We start from the raw sequence: 12,980 nt of genomic DNA on the forward strand, positions 1-12,980 counted from the left end.
TCTCGATGAAGGTCGCCATCGCCGGAGCCGGCGCCGTAGGCCGTTCCATTGCGCGAGAGCTGATTCGAAGCTCACATGACGTCATGCTGATCGAACGCAAACTCGATCACATCGAACCGGAGTCGGTGCCCGAGGCGAAGTGGGTGCACGCGGACGCCTGCGAACTCAGCAGACTCGAGGACGCGTCGATGGAGTCGTACGAGGTCGTGATTGCCGCGACCGGAGACGACAAGGCAAACCTGGTCCTCAGTCTGCTCGCGAAAACCGAGTTCGGTGTTCGCCGAGTTGTCGCCCGCGTCAACGATCCCCGCAACGAGTGGCTCTTCGACGAGTCCTGGGGCGTGGACGTCGCCGTCTCGACACCGCGGATGCTCGCTTCGCTCGTCGAAGAGGCCGTCTCGGTCGGTGACCTGGTCAAACTGATGACACTGCGGCAGGGACAGGCCAACCTCGTCGAGATCACGTTGCCCGACAACACACCTCTTGCCGGAAAAGCCGTCAAGAAACTCGAACTTCCGCGAGACTGCGCACTGGTCACCATCCTGCGTGGCGGACGCGTGATCGTCCCGCAGATGGACGATCCCATCGAAGGCGGGGACGAACTGCTCTTCGTTGCGGCCGTCGACGCCGAGGATCAGTTGCGCGTTGCACTCCGCCTGGAGAATTGACCGACGAACACACTGACGACGAAAGGGAATCACATGGCACAAGCGCCCGAAAACACCGTAGTCACCGACAATCCGGCCCAGAGCCGGTACGAGATCCATGCCGACGGCGACCTCGCCGGGATCGAGGACTACACCACCTCCGGTGACGTCGTCTCGTTCAACCACACCGAGATCTACCCCGCCTTCGAAGGTTTCGGATTGGCCGGGGTTCTCGTCCGCCAGGCTCTGGACGACCTACGAGCACGCGGCCTCAAGGTTCATCCGGTGTGCCCGTACGTCGTGAAGTTCCTCGACAAGCACCCCGAGTACCAGGACCTGATCAGCTGAGATCGCGGTCTTCGCGCGGCTTCGTCAGATTCACCGAGCCCACCTCTTCGGACCCTGCGTCCGTGGCGGTGGGCTCGCTGCTTTCGGGCTCCACAACCGGTTCAGGCTCGACGATGCGATCGGCCTTACGCACAGCCCAGACCGTCACGAGCAGCACCAAACCGGTCAACGGCCACCCCATGCCGATACGCGCGACTGCGAGCCATCCGGTGTGGTCGGTGTCGTAGAGCTGTGACTGAACGAGATACCGCGCACCGAAGACCAACGCCCACGCTGCCGTCGCGACGTCGTAGAGCCGGACGGCGGAGCTGTGCTTGCGCCAGAGATTGCCGTGCCCGTTGAGATAACCCCAGATGATTCCGACGAGGGGCCAGCGCACGAGGATGGAAATCAGGAAGACCGCACCGTAGGCGAGGCTCGTGTAGATACCGAAGAGGAAATATCCTTTGGCGTCGCCGGTGCGGTAGGCGATGAATGCGGAAACTCCGACTCCGAGAAAACCGGAAATAGCGGGTTGGAGGGAATCCTTGCGGAAGAGGCGCCAGGCCGCGATAGCGACAGCGACGCCCAATGCGGCCCAGATTGCCGCGGTGAGATTCCAGATGCTGTTGACCGGGACAAAAATCAGAATCGGCAAAGACGAATAGATCAGACCACTCAGCCCGCCGAGTTGGTCGATTACCGATCGCTGTTGTGTTTCAGTCACCTGTCGAGGGTGCCACAGTCACCGAGTTGCACGGTAAATGCGGGAAACGCGCCTATTCGCCGCGCAGTTCGTAGTAAGGGTTGAAGATCGCCTTGCGACCGTCACGCTCGCCCACACGACCGCGGATCAGCAGGGTCTTACCGGTCTCGATTCCCGGGATCCGGCGACGCCCGATCCAGACGAGATTGATCATCTCGGTGCCATCGAAGAACTCGGCCTCGATACTGGCATTTCCCGACTTGGGACACGCGTCGACGCTGCGGAGTCGGCCCACCATCGTGACTTCTTCACCGCGACGACAATCGCATGCCTTCTGACCTCCGGAAGCCTTGTTGGACTCGGCCATCTCCTGGGCGTCCAACTGGTCGACGTCCTCGGTCAGACGCTGGGTCAGTCGACGAAAATATCCTGCGGCGGCGGGTGCCATTGCGCGCTCCTGCGAACATGTGTGACGCAAGGGTTTCGCGTCACGTGAAGGGCTGTGTGATCGCCACTGTAGACCCATTACGAGCGTGTAACCACACCGGTCAGTCCGCGTCTCGGGGGCACCGGGCAAGATCAAGAGATGCAGAACTCGGAATTGGCGACCGTTGCCGTCGTTCTCCCAGGTACAGGCTCTGACGCCCACTTCGCGGACCGCGCATTCCGGGCGCCGCTGGAGGCTCTGGGTGTGCGCATCGTCGCAATTGAACCGGACCCTCGGCGTGTCGTGGACGGCTATCTGGACGCGATGGACAGAGCCGCGGACACGCACGGCCGAATCATCGTCGGAGGGGTCTCGATCGGAGCGGCCGTTGCACTCCAGTGGGCCGCCGACAATCCCGATCGAACCGTGAGTGTGTTGGCAGCGCTTCCGGCCTGGACGGGCTCGGCCGACGACGCCCCCGCAGCAGCGAGCGCGCGGTTCACCGCCGGGCAACTGCGCTCCGAAGGCTTGGAGTCGGTGATCGCTGCGATGCTCGCGTCGAGTCCGGCGTGGCTCGGAGCCGAACTCGAGCGCTCCTGGCGCTCTCAGTGGCCCGATCTCCCGGCTGCGCTCGACGAGGCGGCGTCGTACCACTCACTCGGCGAGAGCGCGCTACGGGCGGTAGGCGTTCCGGTCGGCATTGCGTCGGCGGTGGACGATCCGGTTCATCCCGCGTCAGTGGCGCAGGCCTGGGCGGCTTCACTCCCCCGCGGCGCAGTCGCCACGACGACGCTCGACATGATCGGGCGCGACCCCGCGGTTCTCGGGTCCACCTGCATCAAAGCGCTCGCGGCGATCGAATCCGATACCACCGCGAGCGCCTGAAGAAAATCCTGTTACTGACCCAATTGCTGCATGGCAGAACCGGATTCGCCGCTACGAGGCGGCGGGGTCGGCCGTGCTGGAGGTGCCGGCGGAGCGGGCGGTGCTGACTGCTGTTGCTGCTGGGCGGCGACCTGTTGCTGCTGCGCTGCCGCCAACTGCTGCTCGTGTGCGGCCGCCAACTGCTCGGCGAGCACCTGCGGGAGCACCACGGGCAGCGGTGTCCGCACCGGATGCGGCTCTGATCCTCGGTTGACGACGGTGTCACGCAAGATGTCCCGTGCGATTGCCACCAGAGGAGCGTTCGCGGCGGTGGATCCACTCGGACCCGCGACCACGCAGCGCACCATCCACCGGGGACCGTCGACGCCGATGAACCGCAGGTCCATGTTGGCCGTCACAGCAGCCAGTTCACGGCCCCACGGGCCGTTCTCGACGCTCACCGCGGAATTGTCGTCGCGAAGCGACTGCGCGAGCTCGGCAACGACCTCACGCCACTGACCGGGCGATTTCGGGGCGGCGTAGGCAGCAACCGTGATGCGGCCGTGCTCGGTGACCAGGTGCACGGCCTGCGGCGAACCGTTGGGCGCCATCTCGACCTGCAACTGCCCGCCGGTCGGCATCGGCACCAGAACGGAACCGAGATCAAGACGCTGACCGTCACGGCCTGCCGTCGGATCGTCGGAATCGATCTCCGAGATGTCGTAAGGGCCTTCCGATTCGTCACCGAACTCGTCGCCGGTGACTTCGAGATCGTCTTCGACCTCGTCGATCTCCACCGACTCGTCGTTCTCGTCACCGAAGAAGCTGGTGGTTTCCTCGTCGACATCTGTCTTCTTCTTGCGTCCGAACATGATTCAGACTCCCTCTCCGACTACCGCGCCAGGCGCATCGGTATCGAGTATCGCGTGCCCGCCGCTGGAACCGTAGCCTCCGGTTCCTCTGGTCGTGTCGTCCAGCGATTCGACTTCCTCGAAAACCGGAAGTTCGACTCGTTGAACCACGAGCTGAGCGATTCGGTCACCGCGGCGGATGTCGATGGCTGTGGCCGGATCGAGATTGATCAAGCAGACCTTGAGTTCGCCCCGGTATCCCGCGTCCACGGTTCCGGGCGCATTCACGATCGACAGTCCCGATTTGGCGGCGAGTCCGGAACGCGGATGGATCAACCCGACGGTGCCCACCGGCAAAGCGATCGCGATCCCCGTTCCGACCAGTGTTCGGTGGCCGGGTTCGATGGTGACGTCGCTGGTGGAGCACAGATCCACACCCGCATCTCCGGGATGCGCACGCTGTGGAACGGGCAGGTCTGGATCCAGTCGCTTCAAGGCGATGGAGAGATGGTCGCTCACGTGGGCCAAGACTACTCGTAGCGACGGACTATCCTTGACAGGTGCCCGAAACATCTCGACCTGACGTCGCCACCACAACGCCCCCGTCCACGACGCTGTACTCCGAGCGCCTGTGGGTGCCGATCTGGTGGTGGATCGCCGGGCTGGCCGTAGCCGGACTCCTCGCGGCCGAGGTCCACATGGGCCGCCCGGGGCTTCTCTCGTACCTGGCGTATGTCGTACTACTCCCGATCCCGATCTGGGCGGCATTCTGGCTCAGCCGGATGCGCGTCGAGGTGGTGGAGACAGCAGGGGTGAAGGAATTGCACGTGGGTAGAGCCCACCTGCCGGTCGAATTGATTTCACGGGCGGCAGCAGTGCCGGCTTCCGCGAAGAGTGCTGCGATGGGGCGCCAACTCGATCCGTCGGCGTTCGTCCAGCATCGCCCATGGGTCAAGACAATGGTGTTGATCGTGCTCGACGACCCGGAGGATCCCACGCCGTACTGGTTGGTGAGCACACGTCGTCCCGCTGATCTGCTGGCTGCGCTGGATCTCTGACCAGCGCGGTCACAGCAAAGCAGTACTTCCCGACCCTTGGTCGACCCTCGCGCTGACGGGTCGACCACCGGGAAGGGAGATCAGGCAGCGCAGTCCATGCATACGAGCTGTCCGTTGGCATCACTGGCCAGGCGGCTGCGGTGATGAACCAGGAAGCAGCTCGAACACGTGAACTCGTCTGCCTGCTTCGGAACAACTCGAACCGAGAGTTCCTCGCCGGAAAGGTCGGCACCCGGCAGCTCGAAGGACTCCGCGGTGTCCGTCTCGTCGATGTCGACGACGGCTGACTGCGCTTCGTTGCGTCGCGCCTTCAGCTCCTCGAGCGAGTCCTCCGAAACCTCGTCGGACTCTGTACGCCTCGGTGCGTCGTAGTCAGTTGCCATCTCGTCTACCCCATCCTCTTCGTGTATCCCGGTCCCGTGTGCGCCGAGAATCCGGTAGATCCTTGATGCGCATGGAAACCGCCGTGGCATCCAGATCATTCCCTGTCGCTGCATAACGCTGCAGGACTGGAATTAGTGCCCGGAAGTTCCTTCCGAGAACGTGATCTGCGCCTCATTTGGTTGTCATTTCGGCGTCCGGCCGATGCCCAGTTGAACGACCTGGGCCGCCAGACAGTAGCCGACGTGAGCACGAAAGTAGTAACCGAATCGGAAATTTCCGAAAAATGACTGCGAATTGTCACCAAGGCAAGAGCAAGCTGTGACCTTTCCACGATGTTTTCGGGCCGAATCCGGGTAGAAACAGGCCGGTAATCGGCCAACTGCCGTTTCTCAATCGACAAGGACTCGACGCGTCGAGCCTCGCTTCGGCTGTCTCGTCACACAGGCCCTCTAAGGTAGGCACCGAACGTCATGCCGGCGCCGCTCGGCCCGATGGCGAAGTAGAAGTTTCGTCAAGAAAGTCGAGGGATACCGTGGTTTCTCTGATCACCGAAGGCAGCTCTACCGATGACCAGGGACGTCCGTTCCGCCGTCGGCGCGCGTGGCCGGTGATCGCCGTGTTCGCGGTACTCGCATTGATCGGCAGTGTCTTGTGGGTCCGCATCCTGAGCGCCGAGGCGGAAGTCAGTGACACCGTCGCCTGCAACCTGCCGCAACCTTCGTCCGATCCTTCGGCAGCGGCGCCACTACCGCTGGGAACCGTCGTCGACCGCTCGAAGCTGCTCGACGTGGATCCCGCTCCCCTCGCCGCCACCAAGGTTCGTGTGTTCAACGCCAACGGTGAACACGGCCAGGCGGCCCAGGTGGCAGCGCAACTGAGCGAGTTCGGCTTCTCCAGCGCGCCGGACGTCCAGGTCGGAAACGACCCCGTCTACGTCGACCAGAACATGGAGTGCCAGGGTCAGATCCGATTCGGAGCGAACGGCCTCGCCGCCGCCAGTTCCGTCTGGCTGGTCGCCCCCTGCGCCGAACTGGTCCAGGACGGCCGCGGCGACGACACCGTCGACCTGGCTCTCGGCACCTACAACAAGGGCGCCCTGACCCCCAACACCGACGCCACCGCGATCTTGCATGCTCTGGCCGAGCAGCCCGCAAACGCCGAAGTCGCTCCGATGGACATCGCACTGCTCAAAGCAGCGCGCACGGCGCGCTGCTGACAGGCCTCAGCTCGGAATCGGCTGATCTGCGCCGATCGAACTGAGCATGTGCGCGAACTGCTCGGCGATCGCCGGAGCGACTGCGTAAACGACATCGCCGTCGGCGGACGTGGAATTGGGCGCCGGGACGTTGATCACGGCGCCCGCTTCGGAAGCGATCAAGGAGCCGGCTGCCCAGTCCCACGGACTCAGTCCGTGTTCGAAGTGAGCGTCGACCCGGCCGGAGGCAACCATGCACAGATCCAACGCAGCCGAACCGATGCGTCGGATGTCGCGGACCTGCGGCAGGATCTGCCCGATCAACGTGCCCTGCACCTTCCGGCGATCCGCTCCGTAACCGAAGCCGGTGGCCAACAGCGCCATTGACAGCTCGGTCACCTCATTGGCTTGCAGGTCGCTGACGACGCCGTCGGCCGTGGTCATGGTTGCACCGCCGCCCCGATGCGCGGCGTACGTGGTTTCCAACGACACGTCGACGACAGCCCCGGCTACCGAGACCCCGTCGATCTGTACGGCCACCGAGATGGCGAACGCGGGGATTCCGTAGAGAAAATTCACCGTGCCGTCGATGGGATCGACAACCCATCGAACTCCCGCGGAATCGTCGGTGTCTCCGCCACCTTCCTCACCCAGGATCGAATCTGCAGGCCGCCATTGCGCCAGAAGGTCGCGAATCACCTGTTCGGTTTCGGTATCGACCACCGTGACGGGATCGGTGGGCGTGCTCTTCGCCGCAACCGAACCACCCTCGGCGGCACCGGAACCCACCAGGCCGAATACCTCGGGCCGACGCAAGCGGACGTGTTCGGCTGCGCGTTCGGCGACGGCTACGGCTACTTCCCGCAACTGTGCGGGGTCCAGAGAATCGGCGGAAAAGTCGGGCAACGTTCTTTCTGAAGGGCGCACCGGACCATCGCAACACATCTCTACCGAGGGGCACCACTCGAACGTCTCGAGGCGGGCGGTTCGAGAGGACGCGCCCGGGTCCTTGTTCGGGTTAGTGTTTGCAACGGTAGATCGTGACCTCGAATTCGACACTCAGGAGCGCAGGACGATGACAACCACAGGTTTCGGGATCGACGTCGGCGGTAGCGGCGTCAAGGGCGGCACGATCGACCTGAGCACCGGGGAAATGATCGGTGAACGCATCAAGATCCTGACCCCGCAGCCGTCCACACCCGATGCGATCGCGGGCACTGTCGCCGAGATCGTCGAGCAGGCCAAGTGGACCGGTCCGGTCGGCATCACCTTGCCCGCTGTCGTGACCGGCGGCGTCGCGCGCAGCGCCGCGAACATCGACAAGTCCTGGATCGACACCGACGCCGCCGCGCTCTTCGGCAAGGCCCTGGGCGGGCGCGAAGTCACCGTCCTCAACGACGCCGACGCTGCCGGAATCGCCGAGGACTCGTTCGGAGCGGGCAAGGACACCTCCGGCGTCGTGATCTTGTTGACCTTCGGCACCGGAATCGGATCTGCCGTGTTGCACAACGGAGTTCTGTTGCCCAACACCGAGTTCGGCCACCTCGAGGTCGACGGCAAGGAAGCCGAGCATCGAGCGGCGTCGTCGGTGAAGGAAAAGAAGGACTGGAGCTACAAGGAGTGGGCGGTCGAGGTCTCCCGAGTTCTGACCACCTTCGAGAACCTGCTGTGGCCTGATCTCTTCATCGCCGGAGGCGGAATCAGCCGCAAGCACGAGAAGTGGATTCCGCACCTGACCAACCGCACGAAGGTCGTCCCCGCCACCCTCCTCAACACCGCGGGAATCGCCGGAGCTGCGCTCGCATCGGTCGGACTGACCAGGCCGGCCCCCGTCGCCGGATGAGAAAACCCGCACGTGAAAAGCGGAAAATCTACCTGTTACGGCCCGCCGTGACGTAAGAGTTTCCTGAGAGTCGTTACAATGGTGAAGTCCGGCTGCGCGCCGGCCAACAACCATTGACCTCTCCGCCGGATCACCACTCTGGCGTGACGCCGCACGACACCGTCACGAAAGGGCGTACGTGGCAGCCACCGATACACGTCAGACTGCTGATTCTCCATCAGAGTCAGAGCCACAATCTCCAGCCGTGGAGGCGGCCACCGTCACCGCTCCGGCAGCCAAGAAGGCTCCGGCGAAAAAGGCCCCCGCCAAGAAGGCAGCAGCAAAGAAGGCTCCGGCCAAGAAAGCTCCGGCCAAGAAGGCAGCAGCTAAGAAGGCCAGCCCCAAGAAGGCCGGCGATCCTGACGCCGAAGACGGCGATGTCGAGTTGGAAGACATCGACATCACGGACGGCGACCTTGCCGAGGTCGAGTCCGATGTCGTCGAGGTCGTAGCAGTCGGCGAAGACGAAGAGACCGCTGCAGAGCCGTCCGAGAAGGACAAGGCTTCCGGCGACTTCGTCTGGGACGAGGAAGAGTCCGAGGCTCTCCGCCAGGCACGCAAGGATGCCGAACTGACGGCGTCCGCCGACTCGGTTCGCGCCTACCTCAAGCAGATCGGCAAGGTCGCACTCCTCAACGCCGAAGAGGAAGTCGAACTGGCCAAGCGCATCGAGGCCGGCCTCTACGCCGTGCAGATCATGCAGGACCTCGCTGACAAGGGCGAGAAGTTGCCTGCGGCTCAGCGACGCGACATGAGCTGGATCTGCCGCGACGGCAACCGCGCCAAGAACCACCTCCTCGAGGCCAACCTCCGCCTGGTCGTCTCGCTGGCCAAGCGCTACACGGGCCGCGGCATGGCGTTCCTGGACCTCATCCAGGAAGGCAACCTCGGTCTGATCCGTGCAGTCGAGAAGTTCGACTACACCAAGGGTTACAAGTTCTCGACCTACGCCACGTGGTGGATCCGTCAGGCCATCACCCGCGCAATGGCCGACCAGGCTCGCACCATCCGTATCCCGGTGCACATGGTCGAGGTCATCAACAAGCTCGGCCGTATCCAGCGTGAGCTGCTCCAGGACCTGGGCCGTGAGCCCACGCCGGAAGAGCTCGCCAAGGAAATGGACATCACGCCGGAGAAGGTGCTGGAAATCCAGCAGTACGCGCGTGAGCCGATCTCTCTCGACCAGACCATCGGCGACGAGGGCGACAGCCAGCTCGGTGACTTCATCGAGGACTCCGAAGCTGTTGTCGCAGTCGATGCCGTCTCGTTCACCTTGCTGCAGGATCAGCTGCAGTCGGTACTCGAGACGCTGTCCGAGCGCGAAGCCGGCGTGGTTCGCCTCCGCTTCGGTCTCACCGACGGTCAGCCGAGGACTTTAGACGAAATCGGACAGGTCTACGGCGTCACGCGTGAGCGTATCCGCCAGATCGAATCGAAGACGATGTCGAAGCTGCGCCACCCGTCGCGTTCGCAGGTTCTGCGCGACTACCTCGACTAGTCACACCAGCTATGCACACAAGAGCCGCTCTCCGGATCTCCGGAGAGCGGCTCTTGTGCGTTTGCCGCCTCAGACCAAGAGTGTGTCCCGGAGTTGTGCGACATCGTCCTCGCTCAACTGAAGGCCGTCCCGGACGTAGTTGTCGAAGTTGCCGTACACCCGATCCACCGTGGCGAAAGACGTGTCCAGCCAAGACTGTTCGACGCCGTCGATGAACGCGCTCCCCGTGCGGGGTCCGGTGAGGTACTGATTGCTGAGCATGTAATCGGCGTTCACGTCGGTGCGACTCACGCCGAGGACGGTCAGGAGAACTGCGGTCATCCAACCGGTACGGTCCTTGCCCGCCGAGCAGTGGTAGAGGACTGCACCGTCGGTGTTCGCGACGTTCACCAGCGCGTCGTGGAATGCGCGGCTCGCCCCCGGATCGGTCACCATCAACGCGTACATCGTCGGCATGTCCACCAGCGCCGGGAGGTTGGCGGGGTTGGTTCCGATGACGTCGAACCAGTTGCTTCGCGCCCCGTTCGGAAGGCGATCCTGCGAGAGCGTTCGTTCGACGACCGTACGGAAGTCGTCGACCGATTCCACTCCGCGTTCGCTCAACGACGCGAGATCCGACGGTGTCAGCTTGTCGAGGGCATTCGAGCGAAATACCTTCCCCCACCGAACGGTCTGCCCGTCCGCGGCGTCGTAGCCACCGATGTCACGCGCGTTCGACGCACCCTCGAGGTGCAGCGATCGATCCGCGGCAACCTGCGCAGCTGTGGGTCCGGCGTGGTCGAGAGCGGGAATTCCACCGGCGAGCGCCGGGACCGGTGCACACGAGATGATCAGCGCACACAGAGCGGTCGCGGCGGGACGGGCGATTCTGTTCGACATCCGGACAGAATAGGACCGCAATCAGGACTTCGTACGAACCTTGATGTACAACGAGGCGACCGGTTCGATAACTCTTGCCGCCACCGGGCCGATGACCGCCATCAGGAGCACGTAAGCAGTTGCCAATGCGGCAAGTTCGGCGTCGACGGCGCCTGCGGACACCGCGAGGCCGGCGATGATGATGGAGAACTCACCGCGGGCGATCAGAGCGGCACCGGCGCGCGCCTGACCCATTCGCGCGACACCCTGACGTCTGGCCGCCCAGGCGCCGGTTACCAGCTTCGTGATCGCCGTGACCACTGCCAGGATCGCGGCCCATCCGAGGACTGGCGGAATGGAACTGGGATCGGTGTTGAGACCGAAGACCACGAAGAACATTGCGGCGAACAGATCTCGAAGGGGCTCGAGCACGCGACTGGCATTGTGCGCCGTCGACCCCGAGATCGCGATTCCGAGGAGGAATGCGCCCACAGCCGCCGACACCTGCATCGCCGAACTGATGCCGGCGACCAACAGTGCGGCACCGAGCAGCTTGAGCAGGAGCGTCTCACTGTCGGGACTGTCGAGGAGGGCAGAGACGTACCGTCCGTATCGGAGGGCCACGACAAGAACCACGGTGATGACCAACAACGAGATCCCGACCGCTTCGAGCCCGCCCATGAAGCTCACGCCCGCGAGCATCGCGGTCAGAATCGGCAGGTACAGCGCCATCGCCAGGTCTTCGAACACCAGAATCGAAAGCACGACCGGTGTCTCGCGGTTACCGAGGCGCCCCAGGTCGCTGAGCACCTTGGCGATGATTCCCGAAGACGAGATGTAGGTGACGCCGGCCATGACCGTCGCCCCCACGACGCCCCAACCGAGCATCAAGCCGACAACCGCGCCAGGGGTGGCGTTGAGGACGATGTCGACGATGCCGGCTACCCGCGAGCGTTTGAGACCGGTGACGAGCTCGGCCGCAGTGTATTCGAGCCCCAACAGCAGCAAGAGCAGGACGATCCCGATCTCACTTGCCAGATGGGAGAACTCGCCGATGTCGCCGAGCTGGATGAAACCGCCCTGTCCGAAGCACAGGCCGCCGATCAGGTAGAACGGGATCGGCGACATGCCGACGCGAGCAGCGAGCCGTCCGAGCAGTCCGAGCGCGAAGAAGACCGCGCCGAGTTCGATCAGTGCGAGGGTGGTTGTGTCCACGCGCCAGTCAGCCGTTGGCCAAGATTTTTGCCGCTGCAGCCAAACCGTCCGGCGTTCCGACTGCCACGAGAAGGTCTCCCCCGGTGAACGTGAAGTCGGGGTTCGGAGACGGGCTCACCTGTCCTGCGCGCATGACGGCGACGATGGACACTCCGGTGCGCGTGCGCATGCCGGTGTCCCCGAGGGTCTGTCCGTCGTAGCGAGAACCGTCCTTGATGTAGAGCTGTTTGGTTCGAATGCCCGGAAGGTCACGGTGCTCTTCCTCGAGCTGAGCAACGAGCTGTGGGGCACCCAGGAGATTGCTGAGCGCTGCCGCTTCCTCGGTGGTCAGAGGCAGCGAGGCAGCACACGCGTCAGGGTCGTCTGCCTTGGAAACGATGAGGTCGGTATGACCGTCCCGATGGGTGACGACACCCACGCGACGACCGGAAGACAGAACAAAATCCTTGCGCGTCCCGATCCCCGGTAGTGGGGTGACTTCTACGTTCATACACCAACGGTAGCGCCGATCGGTGACCTGCATCGCGGGAGGGCCGTTATCCGCGGGGAGCACTTCGCGGCGAGCGAACCGGCGACCTACCGAACCGGCGAAAACACGCCGTTCTCGCCCGGAAAATACTCGACGACAGCGGTGACGGCTGCGACGGGAATCGGGGCGTACAGATGCGGGAATCGCATCGATTCCGGGTCCGAGGGGACACCCGGTTCGTACTTGACCTGACCGACGAGCAAGGCCGAATCGATAGCCAGAAGGACTATGTCGTCACGGCCGGCAAAGATCCGATTGGCCGGGAGATGAACTTGCGCCGGAGTCGACATGTGGACAAATCCCTCCGCCTCGAATCCGTCGGGGATACGTTCACCGAGCTGTTGTGCCCGCGCCCACTCCTCGCGCGTGCACATGTGGAGCAACTCGACGCTCTCGTCGACAAGTGGTTCGCGTCCCGGGTTCATCCGCCCAGAATATCGGGCTGTGGTCGGCGATCCGAATCAGCTGTCAGCGAACAATCTTCACCCGAGAATGCCTGCCCAGCGCATTTCCAGTGAGACACAACACTAAGAAACGCC

General features: G+C 63.6%; 17 protein-coding genes. 7 read left to right on the plus strand and 10 right to left on the minus strand.

Annotation, left to right across the window (positions count from 1 at the left end):
• Nucleotides 1-5: 5 nt before the first annotated feature.
• Together G4D79_RS20960 and G4D79_RS20965 are read left to right on the plus strand one after the other, a co-directional pair.
• On the plus strand, nucleotides 6-668 hold the full coding sequence (locus G4D79_RS20960) for a TrkA family potassium uptake protein (protein WP_003942632.1): 663 nt from the start codon (nucleotides 6-8) through the stop codon (nucleotides 666-668).
• A 33-nt stretch (nucleotides 669-701) separates the two neighbouring features.
• Nucleotides 702-995 (plus strand): GNAT family N-acetyltransferase, encoded by a 294-nt coding sequence (locus G4D79_RS20965; protein WP_003942641.1) that lies wholly within the window; start codon nucleotides 702-704, stop codon nucleotides 993-995.
• On the opposite strand, the gene G4D79_RS20970 is transcribed toward G4D79_RS20965, so the two are convergent.
• Together G4D79_RS20970 and G4D79_RS20975 are read right to left on the minus strand one after the other, a co-directional pair.
• Nucleotides 988-1,701: a DUF3159 domain-containing protein gene (locus tag G4D79_RS20970; RefSeq protein WP_003942611.1), complete on the minus strand. Its 714-nt coding sequence runs from the start codon at nucleotides 1,699-1,701 to the stop codon at nucleotides 988-990. The genes G4D79_RS20965 and G4D79_RS20970 overlap by 8 nt on opposite strands.
• Before the next feature lie 52 nt (nucleotides 1,702-1,753).
• On the minus strand, nucleotides 1,754-2,128 hold the full coding sequence (locus G4D79_RS20975) for an OB-fold nucleic acid binding domain-containing protein (RefSeq protein ID WP_030536883.1): 375 nt from the start codon (nucleotides 2,126-2,128) through the stop codon (nucleotides 1,754-1,756).
• 138 nt (nucleotides 2,129-2,266) lie between these two features.
• Between G4D79_RS20975 and G4D79_RS20980 the strand changes: the two genes are divergently transcribed.
• The gene (locus tag G4D79_RS20980) at nucleotides 2,267-2,992 is read left to right on the plus strand and encodes an alpha/beta fold hydrolase (RefSeq protein WP_030536884.1); all 726 of its coding nucleotides are present in this window, start codon (nucleotides 2,267-2,269) and stop codon (nucleotides 2,990-2,992) included.
• A gap of 11 nt (nucleotides 2,993-3,003) precedes the next feature.
• Here G4D79_RS20980 and G4D79_RS20985 read toward each other — a convergent pair whose 3' ends face one another.
• A complete protein-coding gene (locus tag G4D79_RS20985; protein WP_003942585.1) occupies nucleotides 3,004-3,843 on the minus strand; it encodes a DUF3710 domain-containing protein in 840 nt (279 codons plus the stop codon).
• Between the two features lie 3 nt (nucleotides 3,844-3,846).
• On the minus strand, nucleotides 3,847-4,341 hold the full coding sequence (dut, locus tag G4D79_RS20990) for a dUTP diphosphatase (protein ID WP_003942635.1): 495 nt from the start codon (nucleotides 4,339-4,341) through the stop codon (nucleotides 3,847-3,849).
• A gap of 41 nt (nucleotides 4,342-4,382) precedes the next feature.
• Between dut and G4D79_RS20995 the strand changes: the two genes are divergently transcribed.
• Complete coding sequence (locus G4D79_RS20995) at nucleotides 4,383-4,880, plus strand: DUF3093 domain-containing protein (RefSeq protein WP_003942596.1); 498 nt, start codon at nucleotides 4,383-4,385, stop codon at nucleotides 4,878-4,880.
• Nucleotides 4,881-4,960: 80 nt separating this feature from the next.
• Here the strand turns inward: G4D79_RS20995 and G4D79_RS21000 are convergent, their stop codons facing one another.
• Nucleotides 4,961-5,263 carry a DUF4193 domain-containing protein gene (locus tag G4D79_RS21000; protein ID WP_003942593.1) on the minus strand — a complete coding sequence of 101 codons (303 nt, stop codon included), beginning with the start codon at nucleotides 5,261-5,263 and terminating at the stop codon, nucleotides 4,961-4,963.
• A 533-nt stretch (nucleotides 5,264-5,796) separates the two neighbouring features.
• Here G4D79_RS21000 and cei point away from each other — a divergent pair.
• Entirely contained in the window at nucleotides 5,797-6,480 is a 684-nt protein-coding gene (gene cei / locus G4D79_RS21005) for an envelope integrity protein Cei (RefSeq protein ID WP_003942618.1), read from the plus strand.
• Nucleotides 6,481-6,486: 6 nt separating this feature from the next.
• Here cei and G4D79_RS21010 read toward each other — a convergent pair whose 3' ends face one another.
• Nucleotides 6,487-7,365, minus strand: coding sequence for an inositol monophosphatase family protein (locus G4D79_RS21010; protein WP_214514336.1), 879 nt, complete (start codon nucleotides 7,363-7,365; stop codon nucleotides 6,487-6,489).
• A gap of 169 nt (nucleotides 7,366-7,534) precedes the next feature.
• Between G4D79_RS21010 and ppgK the strand changes: the two genes are divergently transcribed.
• Both ppgK and G4D79_RS21020 read left to right on the plus strand, forming a co-directional pair.
• Nucleotides 7,535-8,302 (plus strand): polyphosphate--glucose phosphotransferase, encoded by a 768-nt coding sequence (gene ppgK / locus G4D79_RS21015; protein ID WP_064112879.1) that lies wholly within the window; start codon nucleotides 7,535-7,537, stop codon nucleotides 8,300-8,302.
• Between the two features lie 112 nt (nucleotides 8,303-8,414).
• Entirely contained in the window at nucleotides 8,415-9,839 is a 1,425-nt protein-coding gene (locus G4D79_RS21020) for an RNA polymerase sigma factor (RefSeq protein ID WP_370333980.1), read from the plus strand.
• A gap of 69 nt (nucleotides 9,840-9,908) precedes the next feature.
• Here the strand turns inward: G4D79_RS21020 and G4D79_RS21025 are convergent, their stop codons facing one another.
• The 4 genes from G4D79_RS21025 to G4D79_RS21040 all read right to left on the minus strand — a co-directional run bounded on the left by G4D79_RS21025 (nucleotide 9,909) and on the right by G4D79_RS21040 (nucleotide 12,866).
• Entirely contained in the window at nucleotides 9,909-10,718 is an 810-nt protein-coding gene (locus G4D79_RS21025) for a tyrosine-protein phosphatase (protein ID WP_042449914.1), read from the minus strand.
• 21 nt (nucleotides 10,719-10,739) lie between these two features.
• The gene (locus G4D79_RS21030; protein WP_003942634.1) at nucleotides 10,740-11,912 is read right to left on the minus strand and encodes a cation:proton antiporter; all 1,173 of its coding nucleotides are present in this window, start codon (nucleotides 11,910-11,912) and stop codon (nucleotides 10,740-10,742) included.
• A 7-nt stretch (nucleotides 11,913-11,919) separates the two neighbouring features.
• Complete coding sequence (locus G4D79_RS21035) at nucleotides 11,920-12,402, minus strand: cation:proton antiporter regulatory subunit (protein ID WP_021344116.1); 483 nt, start codon at nucleotides 12,400-12,402, stop codon at nucleotides 11,920-11,922.
• A gap of 86 nt (nucleotides 12,403-12,488) precedes the next feature.
• Nucleotides 12,489-12,866 carry a DUF952 domain-containing protein gene (locus tag G4D79_RS21040; protein WP_214514337.1) on the minus strand — a complete coding sequence of 126 codons (378 nt, stop codon included), beginning with the start codon at nucleotides 12,864-12,866 and terminating at the stop codon, nucleotides 12,489-12,491.
• Nucleotides 12,867-12,980: the final 114 nt, after the last annotated feature.

The organism is Rhodococcus sp. WY5, from assembly GCF_018588185.1.
In the GTDB taxonomy this organism is placed as follows: domain Bacteria; phylum Actinomycetota; class Actinomycetes; order Mycobacteriales; family Mycobacteriaceae; genus Rhodococcus_F; species Rhodococcus_F qingshengii.

Excerpts from the sequence above, each read along its gene's own strand:
- G4D79_RS20960 (WP_003942632.1), top strand. The coding sequence starts at position 6 with ATGAAGGTCGCCATCGCCGGAGCCGGCGCCGTAGGCCGTTCCATTGCG.
- G4D79_RS20965 (WP_003942641.1), top strand. The coding sequence starts at position 702 with ATGGCACAAGCGCCCGAAAACACCGTAGTCACCGACAATCCGGCCCAG.
- G4D79_RS20975 (WP_030536883.1), bottom strand. The coding sequence starts at position 2,128 with ATGGCACCCGCCGCCGCAGGATATTTTCGTCGACTGACCCAGCGTCTG.
- G4D79_RS20980 (WP_030536884.1), top strand. The coding sequence starts at position 2,267 with ATGCAGAACTCGGAATTGGCGACCGTTGCCGTCGTTCTCCCAGGTACA.
- G4D79_RS20985 (WP_003942585.1), bottom strand. The coding sequence starts at position 3,843 with ATGTTCGGACGCAAGAAGAAGACAGATGTCGACGAGGAAACCACCAGC.
- G4D79_RS21000 (WP_003942593.1), bottom strand. The coding sequence starts at position 5,263 with ATGGCAACTGACTACGACGCACCGAGGCGTACAGAGTCCGACGAGGTT.
- ppgK (WP_064112879.1), top strand. The coding sequence starts at position 7,535 with ATGACAACCACAGGTTTCGGGATCGACGTCGGCGGTAGCGGCGTCAAG.
- G4D79_RS21025 (WP_042449914.1), bottom strand. The coding sequence starts at position 10,718 with ATGTCGAACAGAATCGCCCGTCCCGCCGCGACCGCTCTGTGTGCGCTG.
- G4D79_RS21035 (WP_021344116.1), bottom strand. The coding sequence starts at position 12,402 with ATGAACGTAGAAGTCACCCCACTACCGGGGATCGGGACGCGCAAGGAT.
- G4D79_RS21040 (WP_214514337.1), bottom strand. The coding sequence starts at position 12,866 with ATGAACCCGGGACGCGAACCACTTGTCGACGAGAGCGTCGAGTTGCTC.